21 protein-coding genes and 1 riboswitch are annotated in these 22441 nt (G+C 29.3%); of the genes, 5 read left to right on the top strand and 16 right to left on the bottom strand.

Going from position 1 to position 22441, the window contains the following annotated elements; genetic code table 11:
* The first annotated feature begins 190 nt into the window (after nucleotides 1-190).
* The 4 genes from JJC02_01560 (at nucleotide 191) to JJC02_01545 (ending at nucleotide 3542) form a co-directional block, all read left to right on the top strand.
* Complete coding sequence (locus tag JJC02_01560) at nucleotides 191-874, top strand: response regulator transcription factor (protein UDN54911.1); 684 nt, start codon at nucleotides 191-193, stop codon at nucleotides 872-874.
* Nucleotides 875-962: 88 nt separating this feature from the next.
* Entirely contained in the window at nucleotides 963-1886 is a 924-nt protein-coding gene (locus JJC02_01555) for an ATP-binding cassette domain-containing protein (GenBank protein ID UDN54910.1), read from the top strand.
* Entirely contained in the window at nucleotides 1879-2631 is a 753-nt protein-coding gene (locus JJC02_01550; GenBank protein UDN54909.1) for an ABC transporter permease, read from the top strand. The genes JJC02_01555 and JJC02_01550 overlap by 8 nt, the downstream gene beginning before the upstream one ends.
* Nucleotides 2632-2651: 20 nt before the next feature.
* Nucleotides 2652-3542, top strand: coding sequence for a HAMP domain-containing histidine kinase (locus tag JJC02_01545; protein ID UDN54908.1), 891 nt, complete (start codon nucleotides 2652-2654; stop codon nucleotides 3540-3542).
* A 357-nt stretch (nucleotides 3543-3899) separates the two neighbouring features.
* Here the strand turns inward: JJC02_01545 and guaA are convergent, their stop codons facing one another.
* The 9 genes from guaA to JJC02_01500 all read right to left on the bottom strand — a co-directional run bounded on the left by guaA (nucleotide 3900) and on the right by JJC02_01500 (nucleotide 13928).
* Nucleotides 3900-5435 carry a glutamine-hydrolyzing GMP synthase gene (guaA, locus tag JJC02_01540; protein UDN54907.1) on the bottom strand — a complete coding sequence of 512 codons (1536 nt, stop codon included), beginning with the start codon at nucleotides 5433-5435 and terminating at the stop codon, nucleotides 3900-3902.
* A gap of 220 nt (nucleotides 5436-5655) precedes the next feature.
* Nucleotides 5656-5757, bottom strand: a riboswitch (purine riboswitch).
* Between the two features lie 59 nt (nucleotides 5758-5816).
* The gene (locus JJC02_01535; protein ID UDN54906.1) at nucleotides 5817-6236 is read right to left on the bottom strand and encodes a DUF111 family protein; all 420 of its coding nucleotides are present in this window, start codon (nucleotides 6234-6236) and stop codon (nucleotides 5817-5819) included.
* Between the two features lie 29 nt (nucleotides 6237-6265).
* Complete coding sequence (gene larC, locus JJC02_01530; protein UDN54905.1) at nucleotides 6266-7000, bottom strand: nickel pincer cofactor biosynthesis protein LarC; 735 nt, start codon at nucleotides 6998-7000, stop codon at nucleotides 6266-6268.
* A gap of 87 nt (nucleotides 7001-7087) precedes the next feature.
* Nucleotides 7088-7828: a nickel pincer cofactor biosynthesis protein LarB gene (larB, locus tag JJC02_01525; protein ID UDN54904.1), complete on the bottom strand. Its 741-nt coding sequence runs from the start codon at nucleotides 7826-7828 to the stop codon at nucleotides 7088-7090.
* Between the two features lie 261 nt (nucleotides 7829-8089).
* Nucleotides 8090-9718 (bottom strand): chaperonin GroEL, encoded by a 1629-nt coding sequence (gene groL, locus JJC02_01520; protein ID UDN54903.1) that lies wholly within the window; start codon nucleotides 9716-9718, stop codon nucleotides 8090-8092.
* Nucleotides 9719-9750: 32 nt separating this feature from the next.
* Nucleotides 9751-10035 (bottom strand): co-chaperone GroES, encoded by a 285-nt coding sequence (locus tag JJC02_01515; GenBank protein ID UDN54902.1) that lies wholly within the window; start codon nucleotides 10033-10035, stop codon nucleotides 9751-9753.
* A 185-nt stretch (nucleotides 10036-10220) separates the two neighbouring features.
* Nucleotides 10221-11711: a cardiolipin synthase gene (gene cls, locus JJC02_01510; GenBank protein UDN54901.1), complete on the bottom strand. Its 1491-nt coding sequence runs from the start codon at nucleotides 11709-11711 to the stop codon at nucleotides 10221-10223.
* Between the two features lie 17 nt (nucleotides 11712-11728).
* The gene (locus JJC02_01505; protein ID UDN54900.1) at nucleotides 11729-12604 is read right to left on the bottom strand and encodes an 8-oxoguanine DNA glycosylase; all 876 of its coding nucleotides are present in this window, start codon (nucleotides 12602-12604) and stop codon (nucleotides 11729-11731) included.
* 292 nt (nucleotides 12605-12896) lie between these two features.
* Nucleotides 12897-13928, bottom strand: coding sequence for a putative sulfate exporter family transporter (locus JJC02_01500; protein ID UDN54899.1), 1032 nt, complete (start codon nucleotides 13926-13928; stop codon nucleotides 12897-12899).
* A 187-nt stretch (nucleotides 13929-14115) separates the two neighbouring features.
* Here JJC02_01500 and JJC02_01495 point away from each other — a divergent pair, with 187 nt between their 5' ends.
* Complete coding sequence (locus JJC02_01495) at nucleotides 14116-15006, top strand: LysR family transcriptional regulator (protein UDN54898.1); 891 nt, start codon at nucleotides 14116-14118, stop codon at nucleotides 15004-15006.
* 51 nt (nucleotides 15007-15057) lie between these two features.
* Here JJC02_01495 and JJC02_01490 read toward each other — a convergent pair whose 3' ends face one another.
* The 7 genes from JJC02_01490 to JJC02_01460 form a co-directional block, all read right to left on the bottom strand.
* The gene (locus JJC02_01490; GenBank protein ID UDN54897.1) at nucleotides 15058-15984 is read right to left on the bottom strand and encodes a ketopantoate reductase family protein; all 927 of its coding nucleotides are present in this window, start codon (nucleotides 15982-15984) and stop codon (nucleotides 15058-15060) included.
* Between the two features lie 183 nt (nucleotides 15985-16167).
* The gene (locus JJC02_01485; GenBank protein ID UDN54896.1) at nucleotides 16168-16752 is read right to left on the bottom strand and encodes an orotate phosphoribosyltransferase; all 585 of its coding nucleotides are present in this window, start codon (nucleotides 16750-16752) and stop codon (nucleotides 16168-16170) included.
* A gap of 84 nt (nucleotides 16753-16836) precedes the next feature.
* Nucleotides 16837-17739 carry a dihydroorotate dehydrogenase gene (locus tag JJC02_01480; GenBank protein UDN54895.1) on the bottom strand — a complete coding sequence of 301 codons (903 nt, stop codon included), beginning with the start codon at nucleotides 17737-17739 and terminating at the stop codon, nucleotides 16837-16839.
* Complete coding sequence (locus JJC02_01475) at nucleotides 17732-18424, bottom strand: dihydroorotate dehydrogenase electron transfer subunit (protein UDN54894.1); 693 nt, start codon at nucleotides 18422-18424, stop codon at nucleotides 17732-17734. Before JJC02_01475 ends, JJC02_01480 begins: the two co-directional genes overlap by 8 nt.
* Nucleotides 18425-18462: 38 nt before the next feature.
* Nucleotides 18463-19383: an aspartate carbamoyltransferase gene (gene pyrB, locus JJC02_01470; GenBank protein UDN54893.1), complete on the bottom strand. Its 921-nt coding sequence runs from the start codon at nucleotides 19381-19383 to the stop codon at nucleotides 18463-18465.
* A gap of 289 nt (nucleotides 19384-19672) precedes the next feature.
* Entirely contained in the window at nucleotides 19673-20737 is a 1065-nt protein-coding gene (locus JJC02_01465; GenBank protein ID UDN54892.1) for a C40 family peptidase, read from the bottom strand.
* A 543-nt stretch (nucleotides 20738-21280) separates the two neighbouring features.
* Nucleotides 21281-22420 carry a peptidase M56 gene (locus JJC02_01460; GenBank protein ID UDN54891.1) on the bottom strand — a complete coding sequence of 380 codons (1140 nt, stop codon included), beginning with the start codon at nucleotides 22418-22420 and terminating at the stop codon, nucleotides 21281-21283.
* Nucleotides 22421-22441: the final 21 nt, after the last annotated feature.

The raw sequence follows: 22441 nt of genomic DNA, 5'->3' as shown, positions 1-22441 counted from the left end.
AAGAATTTACAGGTATTGTGTTTGAATCTGCGGAGGATACGGCATAACTGAGATTATGTGGAATGATAACCTGTAAATAGGTTGTCTTTCCCCAATATTTTTAAATTTCGCATATACATATCCCATTATGTACGTTAAAATATCTATGTAATGAAAATATTATGGAATAGTGTTTATTGGAGGAAGCAATATGGCAAATACTATTTTAGTAGTTGAAGATGATAAAGAAATTAATAATTTACTATGCAAGGCACTTCATAATCATAATTATGATACAAAATCAGCTTTTACAGGAATGCAAGGGCTTGATATGTTGAAATCCGAACAATTTAATATGGTATTACTGGATATTATGCTCCCCTACAAAAGTGGAGATAAATTATTACAAGAACTTCGTTCTTTTTCAAATATCCCTGTTTTAGTTATTTCTGCAAAAGAAACTACACAAATAAAAATTGATTTACTTAGATTAGGGGCTGATGATTATATTACAAAACCCTTTGACATTGACGAGGTTGTTGCCCGGATAGAAGCAAATTTGCGACGTAACCAGCCAGTCGGAACAGTCCCATCGAATATTTTGGTTTATAAGGATATAAAACTAGACATATCAGCAAAACAGGTTCTTGTAAACAACCAAGAGATAACATTGACCGCAACAGAAATAAGAATATTAGAATTACTTTTATCGCAACCTCAAAAAGTCTTTTCAAAAGCGAACCTGTTTGAAAGTATCTGGAATGAAGAATATACAGTTGATGATAATACGCTGAATGTTCATATAAGTCGTTTACGTCAAAAGTTAAAAAAAGCGAATGAACAAGAGGAATATATAGAAACTCTATGGAGGTTGGGATATCGTTTAGCTAAATAATACTTAGCTTTACGATAAGTTTCCGTAAGGTTTTCTTTAGATTTAGTACTTATAATTGTACTTATCAAAGAAAAAGGAGGAAATAATATTGAATGATTATATATTACAAACGATAGGGCTTACAAAAAAATATTCTCATACAGTTGCTCTTGATAATGTAAATGTAACAATCAGTAAAGGAAGAATTTACGGTTTCGTGGGTCAAAATGGAGCTGGTAAAACTACGTTTATGCGTGTAGTCTCAGGTCTGTCATTACCTAACAGTGGAGAAATAATACTTTTTGGAAAATCTGGTAAAAAAGAGTTGGAATCTCAAAGAAAACGTATGGGAGGTATAATAGAATATCCAGCCCTATACCCATATATGACAGCACATGACAATTTAGAGGCTATGCGAATTGCACAAGGGATACCAAACAAAGAAGCTGTAGAACATTGCCTTGAAATAGTTGGTTTAAAAGAAACAGGTAAAAAAAAGGTACAAAATTTTTCTTTAGGTATGAAACAACGTCTGGGAATTGGTGCGGCTTTATTAGGTGAACCCGAATTTTTAATGCTTGATGAACCAACTAATGGTTTAGACCCTGTAAGTATCATAGAAATAAGAGAATTATTGAAAAGTCTTGCGACCGATAAACAGCTAACAATATTAGTGTCAAGCCATATTTTAGGCGAACTATATCAACTTGCAACAAATTACATCTTTCTTCATCATGGCAAAATCATACAGGAAATAACCAAAGAACAACTTGATAAAAGCTGTAATAAACATATATCCATACTTGTTGATAATGTTTCGCAGGCAACGGTTGCTTTAGAACGCAGTTTACACACTAGAAATTATACGGTTATGCCAGACCAGTCAATTCAACTATATGATTATATTGATGATATGCAAAAAGTAATTACTGTCTTATCCGAAAATCATTTAACTATTAAAAATATTGGGCTGGCTGGCGATAGTTTGGAAAACTATTTTATAAATACAATAGGGGGTGTGCAAAATGCTTAATCTGATAAACACCGAAATTTATAAACTGAAAAGACAGAAGTTAATTATTGTCTTATTCGTTGCAGTAATAGCGATTTCCGCTTTCAGTGCTTTTTCAGAAATAAATTTATTATCAACACCTGATGATTGGATTAATGGAAAAAAAAGTTTTGCTAATGCGTTTCAAGATGTTTTTATGCTTTTCGTTATAGCGATTTTTGCAGGATTTTATATAGGTTCAGATTTTACAAACAGAACGATACAGGCAGAACTTTCAAGAGGACATAAGCGCTTTGATATTATATTTTCTAAGGCAGTGGTATTTTCAATCGGTGCCGGCTTCGTTATGTTATTATATCCGATAACTGTTTGCATCATTCATACAATAAAATTTGGTTGGGGAGAACCATTTAACATATTTTCTTTTTTGTATCTTTGTCGTGTAGCTTTTCTGGGAAGTATTTTGAATATTGGAACATCCAACATATATGTATGTTTTGCTTTTTTGTGTAGAGATATTCCTAAAACTATATGTGTATGCTTTGCTTTTCCCATTGTGTTTTCGGCAATTAGTAGCAACATTGGTAAGCAGATTCCCGCAATCGGCAAGTTGTTTGACTACTCAACTTTATCACAATTAAAGTATATTGTAAGTGATAAACTTTTAATCTCAACTTTAACGCCCGTCATTTTATCTACTTGCATTACTATTGTAATCGCTCTTATTTTAAGCAATTACTTTTTTTCAAATGCTGAAATAAAGTAGACAAGGAAAGGGGAAATGAAATGCTGATCGTTATAGTTACACTAATTATTTTATCTACTATTCTTTCCATTTCCCTTTTTCTGATGAGAAAAGAAATACGTTCAATAAAAAATCAATTACATGAGCGTACTAAGGGAATTGAAAAACCAATAGATATTGTTTTAATAGATAAAAACCTAATTGAGCTAGCAGCTGAAATAAATATTAACCAATCTTTACAAAAAGAAAATAGACTTTCAATTTTAAAGAGAGAACACCAATTAAAAGAGTCTATTTCAAATATTTCCCATGATTTGCGTACTCCTCTGACCTCTATGTTAGGATATTTACAACTACTTCAAAAAACCGAATTATCGAACGAACAAAAGGAATACTTAGATATCTCTTTATCACGAGGGAAATACTTACAAGCGTTAATTAATAATTTCTATGATATTTCACTTTTAGAAGATAAAGAATTTACACTAACATTAGAACGAATAAATTTAGATAATATTCTAGCAGATATTATATTATCCTTTACAAATCAATTTGAGGAAAGAAATATAACACCAAGCATTAAATTTTCAGATAAACCAACTTATGTCATAGCTGATGAAACAATGCTAAAACGTCTTGTTATGAACTTAGTGTCAAATGTCATACGTTATGGGTCAAAAGAATTGCTAATTGAAATTTTATATACCGACTTTATCGAAGTGCATTTTCAAAATGAAATTAGAAATGAGAAAAATATAGATACAGACAGATTATTTGATAAATTTTATACCGCTGACTTATCCCGAAATCATTCTGGTTCTGGTTTAGGATTGTATATTGTAAAAGTATTGGCAGAAAAAATGGGAGGGAAAGTATCAGCCTATATGAAAAAACAGAACTTAGTCATTAGCCTGTACTTAATAAAACCATAATTTTAATATTGGGGGTGATAATTAATGATTATGTTGACTTTAAAGATAGCGAGGAAAAATCTTTGAAGAAACTATGACATTATTAACTGATGATATACAACTTGAAACCGTTCCGAGGGCGCAAAGGACTGTATCAAATGATGTACCAGATTATCCCCTTTCTCCCGTTCCTAGGATAGTGTCAAACCAAACTCGAATAAGGACAACAAAAAACAGCCTCATAAGCCGATGAAATCATCATCTTGCTTATGAGGCTGTTTTCGCCACTGGTTAGGTGGTTAGTATCAATTTAATATCAAACGGGTATTTTGAGATGCACAAACCCAGTGTTTATGCGGGTTTACAGGTATTTCCAAATTATTCCCACTCGATAGTACCAGGTGGCTTAGAAGTTATATCATAAACTACTCTATTTACTCCATCAACTTCATTTATTATTCTATTAGAAATTCTCTCTAATACATCATAAGGCATCTTATACCAGTCAGAAGTCATTCCATCAGAAGAAGTAACTGCTCTTAAACCAACTAGATAAGCATATGTTCTTTCATCACCCATAACTCCAACAGTCTTAACATCTGGTAATGTTGCAAAAGCTTGCCATATTTCTCTGTATAAACCTGCTTTTCTAAGCTCGTCCATATAAACAGCATCAGCTTCTCTTAATATATCACATTTTTCTTTAGTTACATCACCTATAACTCTTATTCCTAGACCTGGGCCTGGGAAAGGATGTCTAAATATTAATCCTTCTTCTATACCAAGTTCTAATCCTATTTTTCTAACTTCATCTTTAAACAACTCTCTTAATGGTTCTACAATTTCTTGGAAGTCTACATCTTCTGGAATTCCACCAACATTATGATGAGACTTTATAGTAGCCGCATTTCCATGTCCACTTTCTATAACGTCTGGATAGATTGTTCCTTGAACTAAGAAATCCATTTTTCCTAATTTATTTGATTCTTCTTCAAATACTCTTATAAATTCTTCACCTATTATTTTTCTCTTAGCCTCTGGTTCAGAAACTCCTTTTAATTTAGATAAGAATCTATCTTCTGCATTAACTCTTATTAAATTTATATCAAATTTCTCTCTAAATATTCTTTCTACATCATTTCCTTCATTTTTTCTAAGTAAACCATGGTCAACAAATATACAAGTTAAGTTGTCCCCAATTGCTTTATGAACAAGAACTGCGGCAACAGAAGAATCAACTCCTCCACTTAAAGCACATAAAGCTTTTTTATCACCTATTTTTTCTTTTAATTCTTTTATTTTATCTTCTATAAATGAATCTGTAGTCCAGTCACCTTTTACTTTACAAATATTATATAAGAAATTTGTAAGTATCTTGTCCCCTTCTAAACAGTGTTCTACCTCTGGATGGAATTGAACTCCATATAAGTTTTGTTCTACATTTTCCATAGCTGCTACTGGACAATCATTAGTATTTGCAACTATAGTAAATCCTTCTGGAACTTTTTCTATTAAATCTGTATGACTCATCCATACACTATTTGTAGTTATCCCTTCAAATAATGATGATTTTCCATAAGTTATAGCTGTTTTTCCATATTCTTTCTCTTGTTTATTACCTTTTCTTACAACTCCTCCCAATACATGAGACATTATTTGAATACCATAGCATATTCCAAGTATTGGAACTCCTAGTTCAAATATTTCTTTTGATATTGTTGGAGAATCTTCTAAATACGCACTATTTGGTCCACCTGTAAATATTATCCCTTTAGGATTTTTTTCTTTTATTCTTTCTATGCTTGCAGTACATGGAAGTATTTCACAATATACGTTGTTTTCTCTAACTCTTCTAGCTATCAACTGATTATATTGCCCTCCAAAATCTATTACAAGTACTAATTCATGTTTCATAAATTCACATCTCTCCTTGTATAATATAGTTTTATATATTTATTTTAACACAATACAGTTTAAATTATATTAAATCTTTTTACACAAAAAACCTGTATAGTAACTTCCATAATTTCTAACAAAAGTGAAATTACTATACAGGCTTCCAAAATGCCCTTTATCTTATAGCCAACACATAGGGAGTATAACTCAGCCTACACATTTACTTAATTAGGTCTTTTGGTATAATAATTTCACCCATAGTCAAGATATTTACGGTATCTTGGTAGAGACTCTCAGACCATATTTCTGAGCATATACGAGTGAGTTTATATTTTATATATTTTTTTCTGTTTGCTTTTATTTAATAAAGCTGAATATTAATTTATCAAAATTTATTACTTATGTCAATAAGTTTTCACTAAATTCTTCTTTTATTCTAAAATTTATATCAGCAAACACTTTTTTTATAGGAATATCTTCATTTTTTGCTATAATTTTACATTCATTATATTCTGGAGTCGCCTTGACTAGTTCTCCCTTATAATACCCTAATTTTACTGTAACTACTCCATATTTTGTATCCAATTTTGCAAATTTTCGCTCTAGAATTTCTCTATTATATGCATTATATCTCACTCCAAAAGTGCTAGTTTCTAAAAGTAATATTTTAATAAATTTTTCTAAATCTGATTCATTGCATAAAATTGATACTTTTGTTGCAGGTCTATTCTTCTTCATATAAATACTCTCCGTATAAATGTCTAATGCTTTTTCAGCTAGTATTTTTTCATACAAATAAGAATAGATTTCTGAAGACATATCATCAATGTTTGCACTAATTTCATAAATTAACTCTTCTTTTTTTTTTCACCTAATACAGTTCTTAATATATTTGGTACTTCAAACTTCTTATGACCTATGCCATATCCAATTTGCTTTGGAGAAAATTCAAACTCATCCACAAACTCATCACATAAAACTTTTATGATTGCAGCCCCTGTTGGAGTTGTACATTCTCCATTTATATTATTTAATTTAATTGGTACACCTTTTAAAATTTCCATAGTTGCAGGTGCAGGTATAGGTATAACTCCATGTTCACAATTTACAAATCCTGAACCAACAGACACTGTACTAGCACAAACTTTATCTACACAAAGTAAATCAACCAATATAGAAGCACCTACTATATCTACAATTGAATCTATAGCCCCTACCTCATGAAAATGTATCTTATCTATTGTAGTTCCATGAACTTTTGCTTCTGCTTCTCCAATTACCATAAATATTTTTTTTGATTTAGATTTTACATTTTCGTTTAGACTGCTTTCATCTATAATCTCAAATATATCCACTAAATTTCTATGTGTATGTTTTTCTTTTGTAATTACTTCTACCTTTGTACCTACTATTCCATTCTCGGTTTTTGAGCTGATGTTTATATTAAATTCATCGCTCATTTTTAGTTTATGAATTTCCTCCAAAAAAATTTCCTTAGGTACACCTAAATTTAATAAACTTGAAAGGGTCATATCCCCTGATATACCACTTATTATATCAAAATAAAGTATTTTTTCACTCATATATGTCTCCTCAATTTTAATAGTAAAAATATAATAGAAATTAGATTTTATTATATAATTTATGTTTAATTTATATCAATGTATTTATTACAGTTTATTTATCATTGCTGCTAAATATCCTGCCCCAAATCCATTGTCAATATTTACAACAGATATTCCAGATGCACAGCTATTTAACATGGCTAGTAAAGCTGCTAACCCTCCAAAATTTGCTCCATATCCAACAGAGGTTGGAACAGCTATTACTGGAACATCAACCAATCCACCAACTACACTTGCAAGAGCACCTTCCATCCCTGCAACAGCTACTATTACTCTAGCACTATCTATTTTATGTCTTTTATTTAAAAGCCTATGTATACCTGCTACTCCAACATCATATATTCTATCAACATCATTACCTAAAAACTTAGCTGTGTGATAGGCTTCGTCTGCTACTGGTATATCAGAAGTTCCTCCTGTAGCAATCACAATTTTACCCTTTCCTATATTCTCTATATCATGATTTTTAATCTTTAAAATTTTAGATAATTCTTCATACTCTGCATGATTATAGATTTCTTTAATTTTTAGAAAAGTTTCTTTTCTACATCTTGTTCCTAATATATTAGAACCTTTTTGACTCATTTTATCAATAATCCCTAAAATATGCTCATCACTCTTACCTTCACAATAAATAACCTCTGGGTATCCATTTCTTAATTCTCTATGATGGTCTATATTTGCATATCCAAGGTCTTCATAAGGTAAATCTTTTAATTTTTCTAATGCAAAATCTATATCAATATTTTCATTTTTAACTTCTTCAAGCAACTTTCTTAAGTCCATATTATCTCACCCTTTTAAATTTGATTTATTCTCTACCAACAATTATACCTTAATTAATATATATCTAAAATCATAACCTAAAAAATAACAATACAACTCTAAAATATTATCATAACCTAGATACTAATTTTCTTAATATGTATATTGAATTTATAAATATACAAAAATTAGATATATACAAAAGAACTATTTCAACTTAGAAGTTAAAATCTAAGTCGAAATAGTTCTTTATATTAAAATTTATATTTTAAACTTTTTAAATTACATCATACCAGGCATTCCACCACCCATACCTGGCATTCCTGCATCTTCTTTCTCAGGAAGGTCAGCAACAGCAGCTTCAGTAGTTAAGAAAGTACTTGCTATTGATGCAGCATTTTGTAAAGCACTTCTACTAACTTTAGTTGGATCAACTATACCAGCTTCTATCATGTTTACATATTTTTCATTTAATGCGTCAAATCCAGTTTCTGCTTCAGCATTAACAACATTTTGTACAATTACAGCACCTTCAAGACCAGCATTTGTAGCTATTTGTCTTAATGGCTCTTCTAACGCTTTTTTAACTATTTGAGCACCTAGTTTAACTTCTCCTTCTAAACTGTCAACTAATGTTCCTATTGCTGGTATAACACTAACAAAAGCAGTTCCTCCACCAGCTACTATTCCTTCTTCTACAGCTGCTCTAGTTGCATTAAGAGCATCTTCTATTCTTAATTTTCTTTCTTTTAACTCAACTTCTGTAGCAGCTCCAACTTTTATAACAGCTACTCCACCAGCAAGCTTAGCTAATCTTTCCATTAATTTTTCTCTATCAAAATCTGAAGTAGTTTGCTCTACTTGATGTTTAATTTGATTTACTCTATCTTCTATAGCTTTTTTATCTCCAGAACCATCTACTATTGTAGTATTTTCTTTAGTTACTTTAACAGATGAAGCTCTACCTAACATAGATAAATCAGCTTCTTTTAAATCGTAACCTAATTCTTCTGATATTACTTGGGCACCTGTAAGTATTGCTATATCTTGAAGCATTTCTTTTCTTCTATCTCCAAAACCTGGAGCTTTAACTGCTACTACATCAAATGTTCCTCTTAATTTATTAACTACTAACGTAGATAATGCTTCACCTTCTACATCTTCAGCTATTATTAATAACTTTTTACCTTGTTGAACTATTTGTTCAAGAATTGGTAATAATTCTTGTATGTTAGATATTTTTTTATCAGTGATTAATATATATGGGTCATTTAAAACTGCTTCCATCTTATCTACATCTGTAACCATATATGCAGAAACAAATCCTCTATCAAACTGCATACCTTCAACAGCATCTAATTCAGTATTCATAGTTTGAGATTCTTCAACAGTTATAACTCCATCTTTACCTACTATTTCCATAGCTTCTGCTATTAATTTTCCAACTTCTTCATCACCAGCAGATATAGAAGCAACCTGAGATATAGCTTCTTGTGTTTCTACTATTCTTGATTGATTTTTTAATTCTTCTACTGCCACTACTACTGCTTTTTGTATTCCTTTTCTTAATAATATTGGGTTAGCCCCTGCTGTTACATTCTTTAAGCCTTCTCTTATTATAGCTTGTGCTAAAACTGTAGCAGTTGTAGTACCATCTCCAGCTACATCATTAGTTTTAGTTGCAACTTCTTTAACTAACTGAGCACCCATATTTTCAAATCTATCTTCTAACTCTATCTCTTTTGCTATAGTTACACCATCATTAGTTATAAGTGGAGAACCAAATTTTTTATCTAATATAACATTTCTTCCTTTAGGTCCTAATGTTACTTTTACTGTATCTGCTAATTTATTTACACCAGCTTCTAAAGCTCTTCTTGCTTCCTCTGAAAATTTAATTTCTTTAGCCATTTTAAACCCCTCCTAATAAATTTATTCTATATTTATTCAATAACAGCTAATACATCACTTTGTCTTAGTATTGTGTATTCTTGTCCTTCTATCTTAACTTCTGTTCCAGAATATTTTTGGAATATAACCTTATCTCCTACTGTCAATTCCATTTTTATTTCTTTTCCTTCAACTATTCCACCTGGTCCAACTTCTACAACTTCAGCTATTTGAGGTTGCTCTTTAGCTGCCCCTGGTAAAACTATTCCACTTGCAGTTTTTTCTTCTGCTTCTACTTTTTTAATTACTACTCTGTCAGCTAATGGTCTTATTTTCATTATTCACGCCTCCTAAAATATTAAGTATAGACTAGTTCGCCTATGTTTTTAGTTATTTTTAAATTAATACTACCTTATATGTAGATTTATATATACTTTTTATTATCACTCTATCTAATAGAGTGCTAACAATTATTATAATATACCAATCACACATAATTTTCAATACCTTTTTTAATAATTTTTTATAATATTGGTGAAAATAATCTGGCTACAGATTCCTTGATTTTTTGTATGATATTTCTATTCTTAAATACCTCCAGATTAAGTTCTTCACAGTGACTTAAATCTTCAAAGAAATCATCTGTCATTACTCCAATAACTTCTTCATCATAAATAAATGCATTTACTTCAAAGTTAAGCATAAAACTTCTTAAATCCATATTAGCTGTGCCTGCAGAAGCAATTTTATCATCTATTATTACGACTTTAGAATGTATAAACCCTTTATTATACAAATAAACTTTTCCACCAGCTCTTAATATTTCTTCAAAATATGAATAGGATGCTATGTTTACTATCTTGTGATCTGCAATTTTTGGAAATATTATCCTTACATCTACTCCACTAAGAGCAGCACTTTTTATAGCTTTTAGTAAACTCTCATCAGGAATAAAATATGGAGTTTCTATATAAACATTTTGCCTAGCTTGACATATTGCAGAAAAATAAGCATAATGAATATCTTCCCAGTCACTATCTGGACCACTTGCAACAACCTGTATCATACTTTCACCAACATTCCCAACACTTGGAAAGTAATTTTTAGTCACTAAGACTTCTTTTATTGTATAATACCAGTCAATCAAGAATGTCATTTGAAGCATGTATACAGAAATACCTTTAATCCTAATATGAGTATCTCTCCAATACCCAAACTTATCATTTTTGCCTAAATATTCATCTCCTATATTTATTCCGCCTGTATATCCAATTATTCCATCAATAACAACAATTTTTCTATGATTTCTATAGTTCAATTTTCCTCCTATTATAGGAAATTTTGTAGGTAAAAATGCTGCAATTTCTATACCTACTTCCCTCATTTCTCGGAAAAATTTTCTATTAAACCAAAATCTCCAACATCCTACATCATCATATAAGATTCTTATCTTAACGCCTTCTTTGGCTTTTTTTATAAGTTCCTCTTTTAAGACCCTACCTATTTCACTATCTTTGATAATAAAGTACTCTAAATGAATATGGTCTTTAGCTTCTCTTATATCTTTTATAAGCCTTTTAAACTTTTCATTTCCATCTACAAATACATCTACCTTATTATTTTTAGTAAAGGGAAACATACCAGTCTTTAATAACATATTTATTACCCTTTTTCTATAACTACCATCCTCTTCATCTCTTAAAAGCTTGTTTTGCTTTATAGATTCTTTTTCTAATTCAACTATTTCTGTTATCTTTTCTAATGTATCAAAAAGTTTCTTTTCTTTTATATTATTAGCTAGTTTTTGAGTCTTAAATAATTTTCGTTTTCTAATATTTCTACCTGAAACAGCATATATAATTAAGCCTATTCCTGGAAATATAATAAACATCAATAACCAAGACATGGTTTTTGCAGGGTCTCTATTTTCAAGTAATATAATCACAGAAATTATGGCTCCAGCTAGATATGATATAATTAAATAGAACAGAAATATTGTTCCTATTACTCCCATAATTTCTCCCCCTTAATTTATTTTCCTATACCGAGTTCTCTTGCATAGTAAAATAAGTACTGTTGAGCAAATCCAGACATTTCTTTAAATTTATCAATTCCATAAGTTCTCATTTTAGGTAAACTCATGTCTTCATCTATATAGAACTCTTGCATAACTCTCTTAACCCAAACATCAACTGGAAAAGAATCATATTTTTGCATCCCAAATAACGCAATACAATCACATACTTTTGGTCCTACTCCATTAAATTTTAAAAGCTCTTTTCTACAGTCATCTGTACTTAAATTTGTATATTCAGATACCTTATCATTGTTTTCTATAACTGCCTGTGTAGTACTTTTTATGTACTTATCTCTAAAACCTGTTTGACATGCTCTTATTTCCTCTTGTGAGGCCTTATTTAGCTCTTCTGGTGTTGGGAATGCATAGTATTCATTACCTTCATATTCACCTATATACTTACCAAATTTTCTTGATAAATTTTCTATAGCTCTTTGTATCATAGGAATTCTATTATTAGAGGAAATTATAAATGATATAAGCATTTCCCATCCATCTTGTCTTAATATTCTTATTCCCCATCCAAATTCGGTAGCCTTATTTAAATATTCATCCATATTTTTTAGTTTATTCTTTATTTCTGTATAATCAGTTCCTAAATCAAAGTAATTATACCAAATACTATTAAACTCCTTTAAATTCGTATTATTTAAATATATTTTATCATTCTCTTTTTTGACATTTAATATTCTTCCCTTTGCAACGCCAGTGTATGAGCCATCTTCTTGTTTATGCCATCTAAAACATTGACCACACTCAAATATATGTATTGGGTCAAAATCTGTTACTCCTTCTAGTATAACTCCATTATCCTTTTCATAAACATTCATATACCAAATCTCCTTAATATTTATATTTTCATTTTGTTTAATTATTTAAAAACTTAACTTTGATATGTGCATTTTACTTATTTTAACACAAAGATAAGTAATTTCAAAATCTATAAGGTTATTATTATGTAAAATAATATTTTACTTTAAATTTTCACCTTAAATAAAAAATGAATTCCGATAAGTTTATACCCATTTAAACTTATCGAAATTCATTTTTTATTTATATTATAAATTATTAGTATTATATTATTTTAATTAATCAAATTAGTATTACAAATACTACTTTATACTATATAAATATTTTTATCAAAACTACAGCTGATATAACTTGTACTGTACCTATAAATAAACCATATAAAGAAACCTCTTTCCCTTGTTTCACTAAATCTTTTACATTAACCTTTAGACCAATTGCTGCTAAAGCTATTATTTCTAATTTGTTACTTATTTCTTTACAAAATACAGATACTTCTTTTGGTATAATATTCATTGAAAAAAGTGCACAAGTTATAAAGAATCCAATTACATACCAAGGTATAGTTACTTTTTTCTTTTTTATCTCATCCTTTTCTTCTTCAAGAATTTCACTATTAGACTTATTTTTCATATGTCCAAATACTAATACAATAACAACTAAAAATATTACTCTTACTATCTTAAAAATAGTAGCCAAATCTTTTACATTTTCTCCAACAATTGCTCCACTTGCTACAACTTGACCAATTGATTGTAAAGTTCCACCTATCATTGCTGATGTTTTTACAAGTTCATGGCTGTATAAAAATTGAGATATTATCGGAAGTAAAAACATAAGGAATATACCAGTAACATTTACAATCGTTACTGCAATGCCCTTTTCTTTATCTGTAGCATTAACTACTGGAACGGTTGCTCCTATGGCAGAAGAACCGCATACTGCGTTTCCACTTGCCATTAGAAATCTAAAGTTTTCTTCAAAACCCAACTTTTTACCTATATAAAGTGCTGATATTATTGTTATTGTCATTTGTAATATTATAAATAAGATTCCTGAAACTTTTAAATCTATTAGCGTAGATACACTTAGTGTTGCCCCTAATAGTACTATTGAGTATGAAAGTAAGTCTGTCTCTGAAAATTTATAACCTTTTTGAAATACCTTTTGATTTAAGAATAAATTTCCTACAAACATGCCTAAAAATATAGAAATTGATGCTGCTCCTACCTTAGGAATTAGAGTAGAAATAAATATACTCATGTAACCTACTAATACTGATACAATCAGTCCAGGTAATATTTCTTTTATAGTTTTTGATGTCAAATTACTTTTATTCTTTAACATAATATACCTACCTTATAGTTAATATAGTTTTCTTTACAATAATAGTATATAATTGTAATAACCATAAGTAAAATAAATATATAATATCGTAATGATTAATATTTTTGATGATTATTACATGTAGTATAATTATTTGTAAAAAGTATATAAAAAATGTAAAATTTCATTAAGTAAAGGAGATATAAAATTGTTTGAGGAATTAAAAACATTTGTGGCTGTCGTTGAATATAAAAATTTTACTAAAGCTGGTGAATACTTAAACTTATCACAGCCAAGTGTAAGTAAACACATTAAAAATCTAGAAAATTATTTTAAAGTCGTGCTTATAAATAGGTCTATTAAACAGAAGACTATTTTTATAACAGAAAGTGGACAAATATTGTATAAAAGAGCTAAAGAAATATTAAATCTTTTAAATATTACTTATCATGATGTAAGCCAAGTTTCAGATGCTATAACTGGACACTTAAAGATTGGTGCAAGTTTAACTATAGGAGAGTATATTTTACCTAATTTTCTAGCATTATTTTCACAAAAGTATCCTGACATAGACGTAGAAATTTTCATAGAAAATACATCAATTGTATCTTCTCATGTTAAGGATTATATTCTAGATATTGGTCTTATTGAAGGCACTTGTTCTTCTCCTTCATTTATTCAAGAATATTTTTTTGAAGATAAGATGGTTCTGGCACTTCCGTACAATAGCCCTTTGTTAAAAGACTTTAGTTTTGATAAACTCCAAGACCAGAAATGGATAGTTAGAGAGGATGGCTCTGGGACTAGAGATTATTTAGATATGTTTTTAAGTGTTAAAGAAATTATTCCAAAAAGTATGATGGTTTTTGGAAGTAACTATGCTGTCAAGGAATCTGTTAGAAATAATTTAGGAATTACAATAGTCTCTAATCTAGTGACAAGCTTACCTGTTTTAAACAATGAGCTGTCTGTCATAGAGCTCGGAAGCAACTACAACAGACATTTCTCATATATATTTCCAAAAGATATAACTTTATCAAAAGCAGCAAATATTTTTATTGATGAGTTAAAAATATTTAGTAATTTAAACAGTTTATAATATTAATAGAGTTTAAAATTAATACTTATCAAAGTTTTTTATAAATAATCTTTAAAATCTGCTTTCAATTACTTTTATCATATAAAAAAAGGTCTGATTTATAGGAGTAGGTATACTATATTGTTTTCCAAGTTCGCAAATATTCTTAGAAAACATATCTACTTCTGTGAGTCTATGGGCTTCTACGTCTTGAAGCATTGATGTTCTTCCTTCTTTTGAATGTTCCAATATTCTATGTAACGAAGTTTCTACATCATCTTCTGTAAGACGTATACCTTTTGCTTGGGCTATATCAACTACTTCCCTCATCGCAGATTTTGCTAATTCTCTTAGATACTCAGAGCTCTGAAAAACTCCATAAGGTGCACCAAGTATAGCTGAAGTTTGATTTACACCAATATTAACCATGTACTTCCACCACATATCTCGTTGAATATCTTTTGATAAAACATACTCTATATTTACACTATCAAAGACTTTAGTTATTATATTAGTTTTTCTATCTTCACTGTTATCTTTGTTACCAAATACAATTATTCCATTAGTAGTATGTATAATATTATTATTTATTTTCTTAGCATCTATATTGGTAACATATGAATATACCATTTTTTCAATTCCAAATCTTTCTCCTATTATCTCTTCACTATCAACTCCATTTAACAAAGACATTACTACTGTATTTTTTCCAACTAGTCCGTCTAATTCTTTTATATTTTCTCTTAAATTATTATATTTTAAGCCTATAATTATAAAATCAGCCTCTTGTTTATATTCATCCTTAGTTACATAATCAAAATCATACCTTTTCCCATTTATTATAAATCCGTCTTCTAAATATCTTTTCTTTCTTTCCCTGTCGCAAAGAATTTTAAAATCATATTTGGAATTTAAAAATTGTTCTGCAAAAGTAGCCCCTACAGCTCCTACTCCAAAAAATATAACCTTTTTCTGAGTTTCATTCAATTGATTTTGCATACTTACCCCTCCTCAATATATAATAATTTTTTTATCTTATACTTATATTGTACTGCTACTATCTCCTATTTTGTAAATATATTTTTAACAAAAAAACAGCTAACCTTAGTTTACAAGGCTAACTGTTTTTTCTCTAAAAAATTTATATTTTCTAAGTACCACTAAAATTGATTGAGTTATTTATTACATTCCTAATTCTTTAAATTCTCTACTTCCAGGTTTAACAACTGGTAATTTTCCTTCTTTACATAAAGGACACTCATCAGATTCATAAACTTGTATATCAAGTTTTATAGCACTATATATAGGCATGCCTATATCATGATTAGTTCTGTCTGCTATACATGCAACACCTATAACTTCTCCGCCTAATGCTTCCAATACTCTTTTTGTCTCTATAGTTGATTTACCAGTAGTTACAACATCTTCAGCAATTATTATTTTTGCACCTTTTTTAACTTCAAATCCTCTTCTTAATTCCATTGTATTGTCTTTTCTCTCAGTAAATACAGCTTCTTTCCCTAACTGTCTTCCTAGCTCGTAAGAAACTATTACTCCACCCATAGCTGGTCCCACTACTAAGTCTATATCTAAATCTTTTATTTGTTCAACAACTGTGCTTAATACCTCAGCAGCATATTCTGGGAATCTTAATACTTTTGCACATTGTACATATCTATTGCTGTGTTTTCCTGAAGATAGTAAAAAATGTCCCTCTAATAATGCATCACTTTTCTTTAATATATCTACTACATCTACTTTACTCATATTATTTTTCCTCCATATTAATGTTATAAAATTATTGTTTATTTAATCTATATTTTTTATCTTTAAAATACTATTTATTCTACCTTATATAATTCCCCTTATTTCCTCTAAACTTTTTATTCCTTCTTTATCCATAAATTCATTAATTCCATCTATTATTTCAAGACCAATTCTAGGATTCATAAAGTTTGCAGTCCCAACTTGAATACAAGTAGCTCCTGCCATTATGAATTCTATAGCATCTGTAGCTTTAGTTATTCCACCCATTCCCATTACAGGTATATTTACGTTTTTGCACACTTCATGTACCATTCTTAAAGCTATAGGTTTTATAGCTGGTCCAGATAACCCAGCATATACATTTTCAAATACTGGTCTTCTGTTTTTTATATCAATTGCCATTGCTTTAAAAGTATTAACTAAAGAAACTCCATCAGCACCTTCTTCTTCACAAACTTTTGCCATTCCCACAATGTCTTCTGCATTAGGTGATAGTTTTATTACTAAAGGTAGTTTCGTTATGTTTCTTACCTCATGAACCACCTCTCTTGCCACTTCATTTTTTATACCAAAAGCCATTCCTCCAGCTTTGACATTTGGGCAAGATATATTTAATTCAATAATGTCTATAGGTTTATCATTTAACATTTGAACCCCTAATAAGTAGTCTTCTAATGTCCCACCTCCAACATTAGCTATTCTTACCAAGTCTAATTCACTAAAAAAAGGTAATTCATTATCTATAAACCCTTGAACTCCAGGGTTTTCAAGCCCAACACTATTCATCATACCAGATGGTGTCTCATGAACTCTCATACCATTGTTGCCAGGTTTTTTATTTAAAGTAAGCCCTTTACTGCTTATACCACCAAGTTTTTGTATATCATAAACCTCATTATATTCTTTTCCAAATCCAAAAGTTCCAGACGCCATTATTACTGGATTTTTAAATTCTACACTTCCAAATTTCACACTTAAATTACCCATTAAAAATCACGTCCTCTCCCCAGAACACCGGCCCATCTTTACAAGTCTTTTTATTTCCCTCATTAGTTTTACACGTACACACTAAACAAGCACCTACTCCACATGCCATATGGTTCTCAAGAGATACCATAATTCTCGTTTTAGTACCGTCTACCATCTTAACCAATTTCTCCATCATTGGAGTTGGACCACATGTTAATATATAATCATATTTCTCCACATCAATTATATCTGTTACAAAAGTATTTCCTACTGTTGTATAGACTTCATTACATACTTGCTTATATTCATCTTCTAATATAACATCTTCTCTAAATCCAAGATATGCATCACAGTTTTTTATATTTTTAGCAACTAAATATAGTGGAGCTACACCGATTCCGCCTCCTACTAGAGCTACCTTTCCATCAACCTTAGTATATCCATTACCATAAGGTCCTTCTAACTTTATAGTATCATTTACTTTTAAGTTACTCAAAATTTGAGTTCCTTCTCCCACTACTTTATAAAGAAAAGTTATTCCTTCTTCATCTATATCATGTATACTTATAGGTCTTGAAAGTACTGGATAAGTATCCCATGCTCTTAGCATATAGAATTGTCCCATTTTACCTTCAAAGTTACCTTTTACTTTCATTCTATACATATCTTCGCCTATATATATATTTTCTAGAATTTTATACATCCCAAAATCTCCTTTGTTTTACTATTATATGATAGCTATTAGTCTTCATTTATGCCTAAAAGCTTTATTATTAAAGCCATTCTAACATACATTCCATATTTAGCTTGCTTAAAATATACAGCTCTATCATCATCATCTACATCTATGTCTATTTCATTTACTCTTGGTAATGGATGCATTACTAACATATCTTTAGATGCTTTTTCCAATTTAGCTTTATTTAAAATATAATAGTTTTTAAGTCTTTCATACTCTGATTTGTCCTCAAATCTTTCTTGTTGAACTCTAGTCATATATAAAACATCCAAGCTTCCTATAACATCATCTAAATTATTAGTTTCATAATATGCATGTCCCTTTATAGCTTCTTTTATATAATCTGGCATTTTTAATTCATCAGGTGCTATAAATACAAACTTTGTATTTTTATATCTTGCCATAGCCTTAACCAAAGAATGCACAGTTCTTCCATATTTTAAATCACCACATAATCCTATTGTGTGGCTTTCTAAAGTTCCTTTTAATGATTTTATAGTAAGTAAATCTGTAAGTGTTTGGGTTGGATGCTGATTTTTACCATCTCCTGCATTGATAAATGGCACTTCTGTAAATCTTGATGCTTCTAATGCCGCACCTGATTGAGGATGTCTCATAGCTATTATATCAACATAACCAGATACTATTCTCATTGTATCACCCAAAGTTTCACCTTTTGATGCAGAGGATGAGCTTGGCTCTGAAAAACCTACAACACGACCTCCTAGCCTGTTCATTGCAGATTCAAAGCTTAATCTTGTTCTTGTTGATGGTTCATAAAATAATGTAGCTAATAGCTTACCTTCACATATACGAGAATATTTTGACGGATTGTCAATTATTTTTTGAGCTAATTCTAATATTTCGTCTATTTCTTCTATTGAAAAGTCTTCTGGTTGGATTAAATTTCTTGATTTTAACATCTTTCGTCCTCCTTTTTTAGCCTCTCTGAACTAAAATTAAAAGTATTTTTGTACTGTTAGTAGCTTACCACCTTTGCCTTATCCTGTCAAGGTATTGCACAAATAATCATTATATGGAAAGACTACTATTTAACATCATATTAACTTAAACCCTTATTAAATTTAAAGTGATACAAAAACGCTCTATAATACATTTAAAATATAATCATTCTTTGTTTCCTGATTAAATTAAATATAATATAGAGCGTTTATATTTATGTACTTATCAATTTGTCATATTACAAACTGATTATAATATTCTTTTTGCTGTAACAAATCTCGCTGTATAGTATGATGAATTTATACTAGTTACACTAACTGTTTTTCCTGTTGATGGTGAATGTATCATATTACCTCCACCTACATATATTCCAACATGACTAACAGAACCAGAACCATTGGTTGTGAAGAATACTAAGTCTCCTGGTTGTAAATTTGCTTTACTTACAGTTTGTCCATATTTAGATTGTGCTTTAGATGTTCTTGGTATTTTCTTTCCTACTGCATTTTTATACACATATTGTGTAAATCCAGAGCAATCAAAAGTGTTTGGTCCTTCTGCTCCCCAAACATATGGACAACCTTGCTTAGAATATGCCAAGTTAAGTACAGCTTGAACTGCATTAGAGTTAGCCGTTGGTACATTTAAACTATTATTTTGTTGACTATCATTTACATTACTTTGTTGATTATCATTGCTTTGTTGATTATCATTTACATTGTTTTGTTTATTATCATTTGTAGAATCTCCACTTTGATTAACAATTGGGTTTACTTGTGGCTCTTCTATTACTGGAGCTTTATCAGATATATAAGATGATTTTACATATCCTTCTGTTTCTCCATCTTTAACTTTTAACCAATCTCCTTTTTCCTCCAACACCAATAAAGAGCTTCCTTTTTCCAGCTCTTCAATTACTTCTGAACTTTCACTCTTATCTTTTCTTAAGTTTACTTTATCAGCATTAGTATATCCTACACCTTCAGATATATCTACATATCTAGTAGCTAACCAACCTTCGCCATCTTCAACTTTAACCTTAACCCATTCCCCTTGAATTCCTAAAACAGTAAATTCGTCTCCAGAGTAAGCTATGTTTTGAACTTGACCTTCTTCTCTTATCTTTATAGCCACTCCATCTTTTATTTTTGCAACTTTATATTTTACTTCTTTATATTCGCCTAAGTTTAACTCAGTATTTGTTTTATCATCCTTATTTTGAGATGAATCATTTATTTCATCCGCATTTACAATTGAACTTACTGATAATGCCATAACTGATGCAAATACTGGTATTAATATCTTTTTCTTCACGATAAACCTCCTAAAATTTTCCCATAATTATCTTATGATTCTATTTTATAGGTGAAGTGTACCTAAGGATAAAATACTAATACACAATACATTAATAAAAGCCCTATCTGTAACTTTTTTGTAAACTACTTTATGTAACTTTTATAGTATCATTATATTAATAAAATAAATTAGTTTATCCAATATGTCACCTAAATATACATTATTTACTTAATTATATAATATGGGTCTGTAAAAGTAAAGAATTTTGTATAGTTCGAGTCCAAAGTACGCATAAATATTGTTTTATGTATTTTTTTATGCGTTTTTATGTGGCATATATTTTTTTATTAAGTTACTATAAAGTTGAATACATTGTGAAGTTTTTGACTTTTTACAACTAAAAAGTCACTCTATAATAGTGACTCGTATATAGTAGTTATTTTAAGCTATTAAGTTAGAATTCAGGTTACAACTCATTATACAGTTTTTCATGTTTTGTTTTATGGTATTTTATATTTTAATATCATTTTTTCAAATTCCCAATCTTATAATTTATTTCACTTACTTAACTCCTATGGATAGTTTATCATAATAGTGTACAACAAAACTTAACTTATCAGAATCTTTAGGAGTCAACCCCACTACTTCATAATTTCTTTTATATTTTTCTCTCACTTTTTCGGGAGCATCTGCATATGTAAATTCTAGAAGTGAAACTGTTCCTCTAAAAAGATGTAGCTTAGACATATCATATTTAGGTAATATATTAAAATTAATAATACTAGTTGAATTGACCTTCAAAAAAGTAATAGAAGACAATAAACATAAAGTTAGTGCCATTAATATACCATTCTTATACTTTTCATTAAACATATTCATCACTCTCTTTTTAATGTCAGATTGCTTATGGAGTCCAGCTATAAATTTATTTGAAGTATTTGAACCTTTTCTCATTGCATTTAGAATTGTTAAAGCATAATCCTTTTTTTCCTCTGAATTTCGATTTTTTAAAACTCTTTCATCACAATAAAGTTCACAATCTAAATCTATATGTTTATCCATTATATATATAAATGGATTAAACCAATATACTATTTCTAAAAACAGGATTATATATTTTAAATAAAGGTCTCTACTCTTAAAATGCATAAGCTCATGTCTAAAAATCCAATCTAGTTCTTTCAATTTATAATCATATGGTGGCAAAAGCACACATGAATTAAAAAACGCTGGTGTTTCAACTTCATAAGAGTATTTGAGTTTTATCTCTTTTGTTATATTAAATTCTTTCAATATATTTTTATAAAGATTTACAATCTCTTCATCATCAACATCATAAGATAAGTCATTTATTAAATTTTTAAGTTTTATATATTTAAATATAGTATAAAGTAAATATATTATCACAGTACAAATCCAAATATACAATAAAATGCTATTATATGAAGTTGGTGCTTTATTAAAATACTCCAAATTAATATTGTCAATATTTATATTTTCTTTGTTTCTAAAAACATTCATAGTAAGAGTATAGTACGTAAATGGTAATAATAATTTAATAACTACTATTAGCCATATATAATAGTTAAATTTTTTACTAAATCTTTTAAATATGCTTTTCTTAAAAATTAATATTAAAAGAATACATAAACTACTTACTATAACCGTTCTAAAAAGTCCGTTCAAAATTAAATCAACCATTAATTTTCACCTATCTTATTT

The organism is Clostridioides sp. ES-S-0054-01 (assembly GCA_021561035.1).
Lineage (GTDB): Bacteria > Bacillota > Clostridia > Peptostreptococcales > Peptostreptococcaceae > Clostridioides.
The sequence above is the reverse complement of the archived record's forward strand: the minus strand, read 5'-3'. Positions and strand labels throughout refer to the sequence as shown.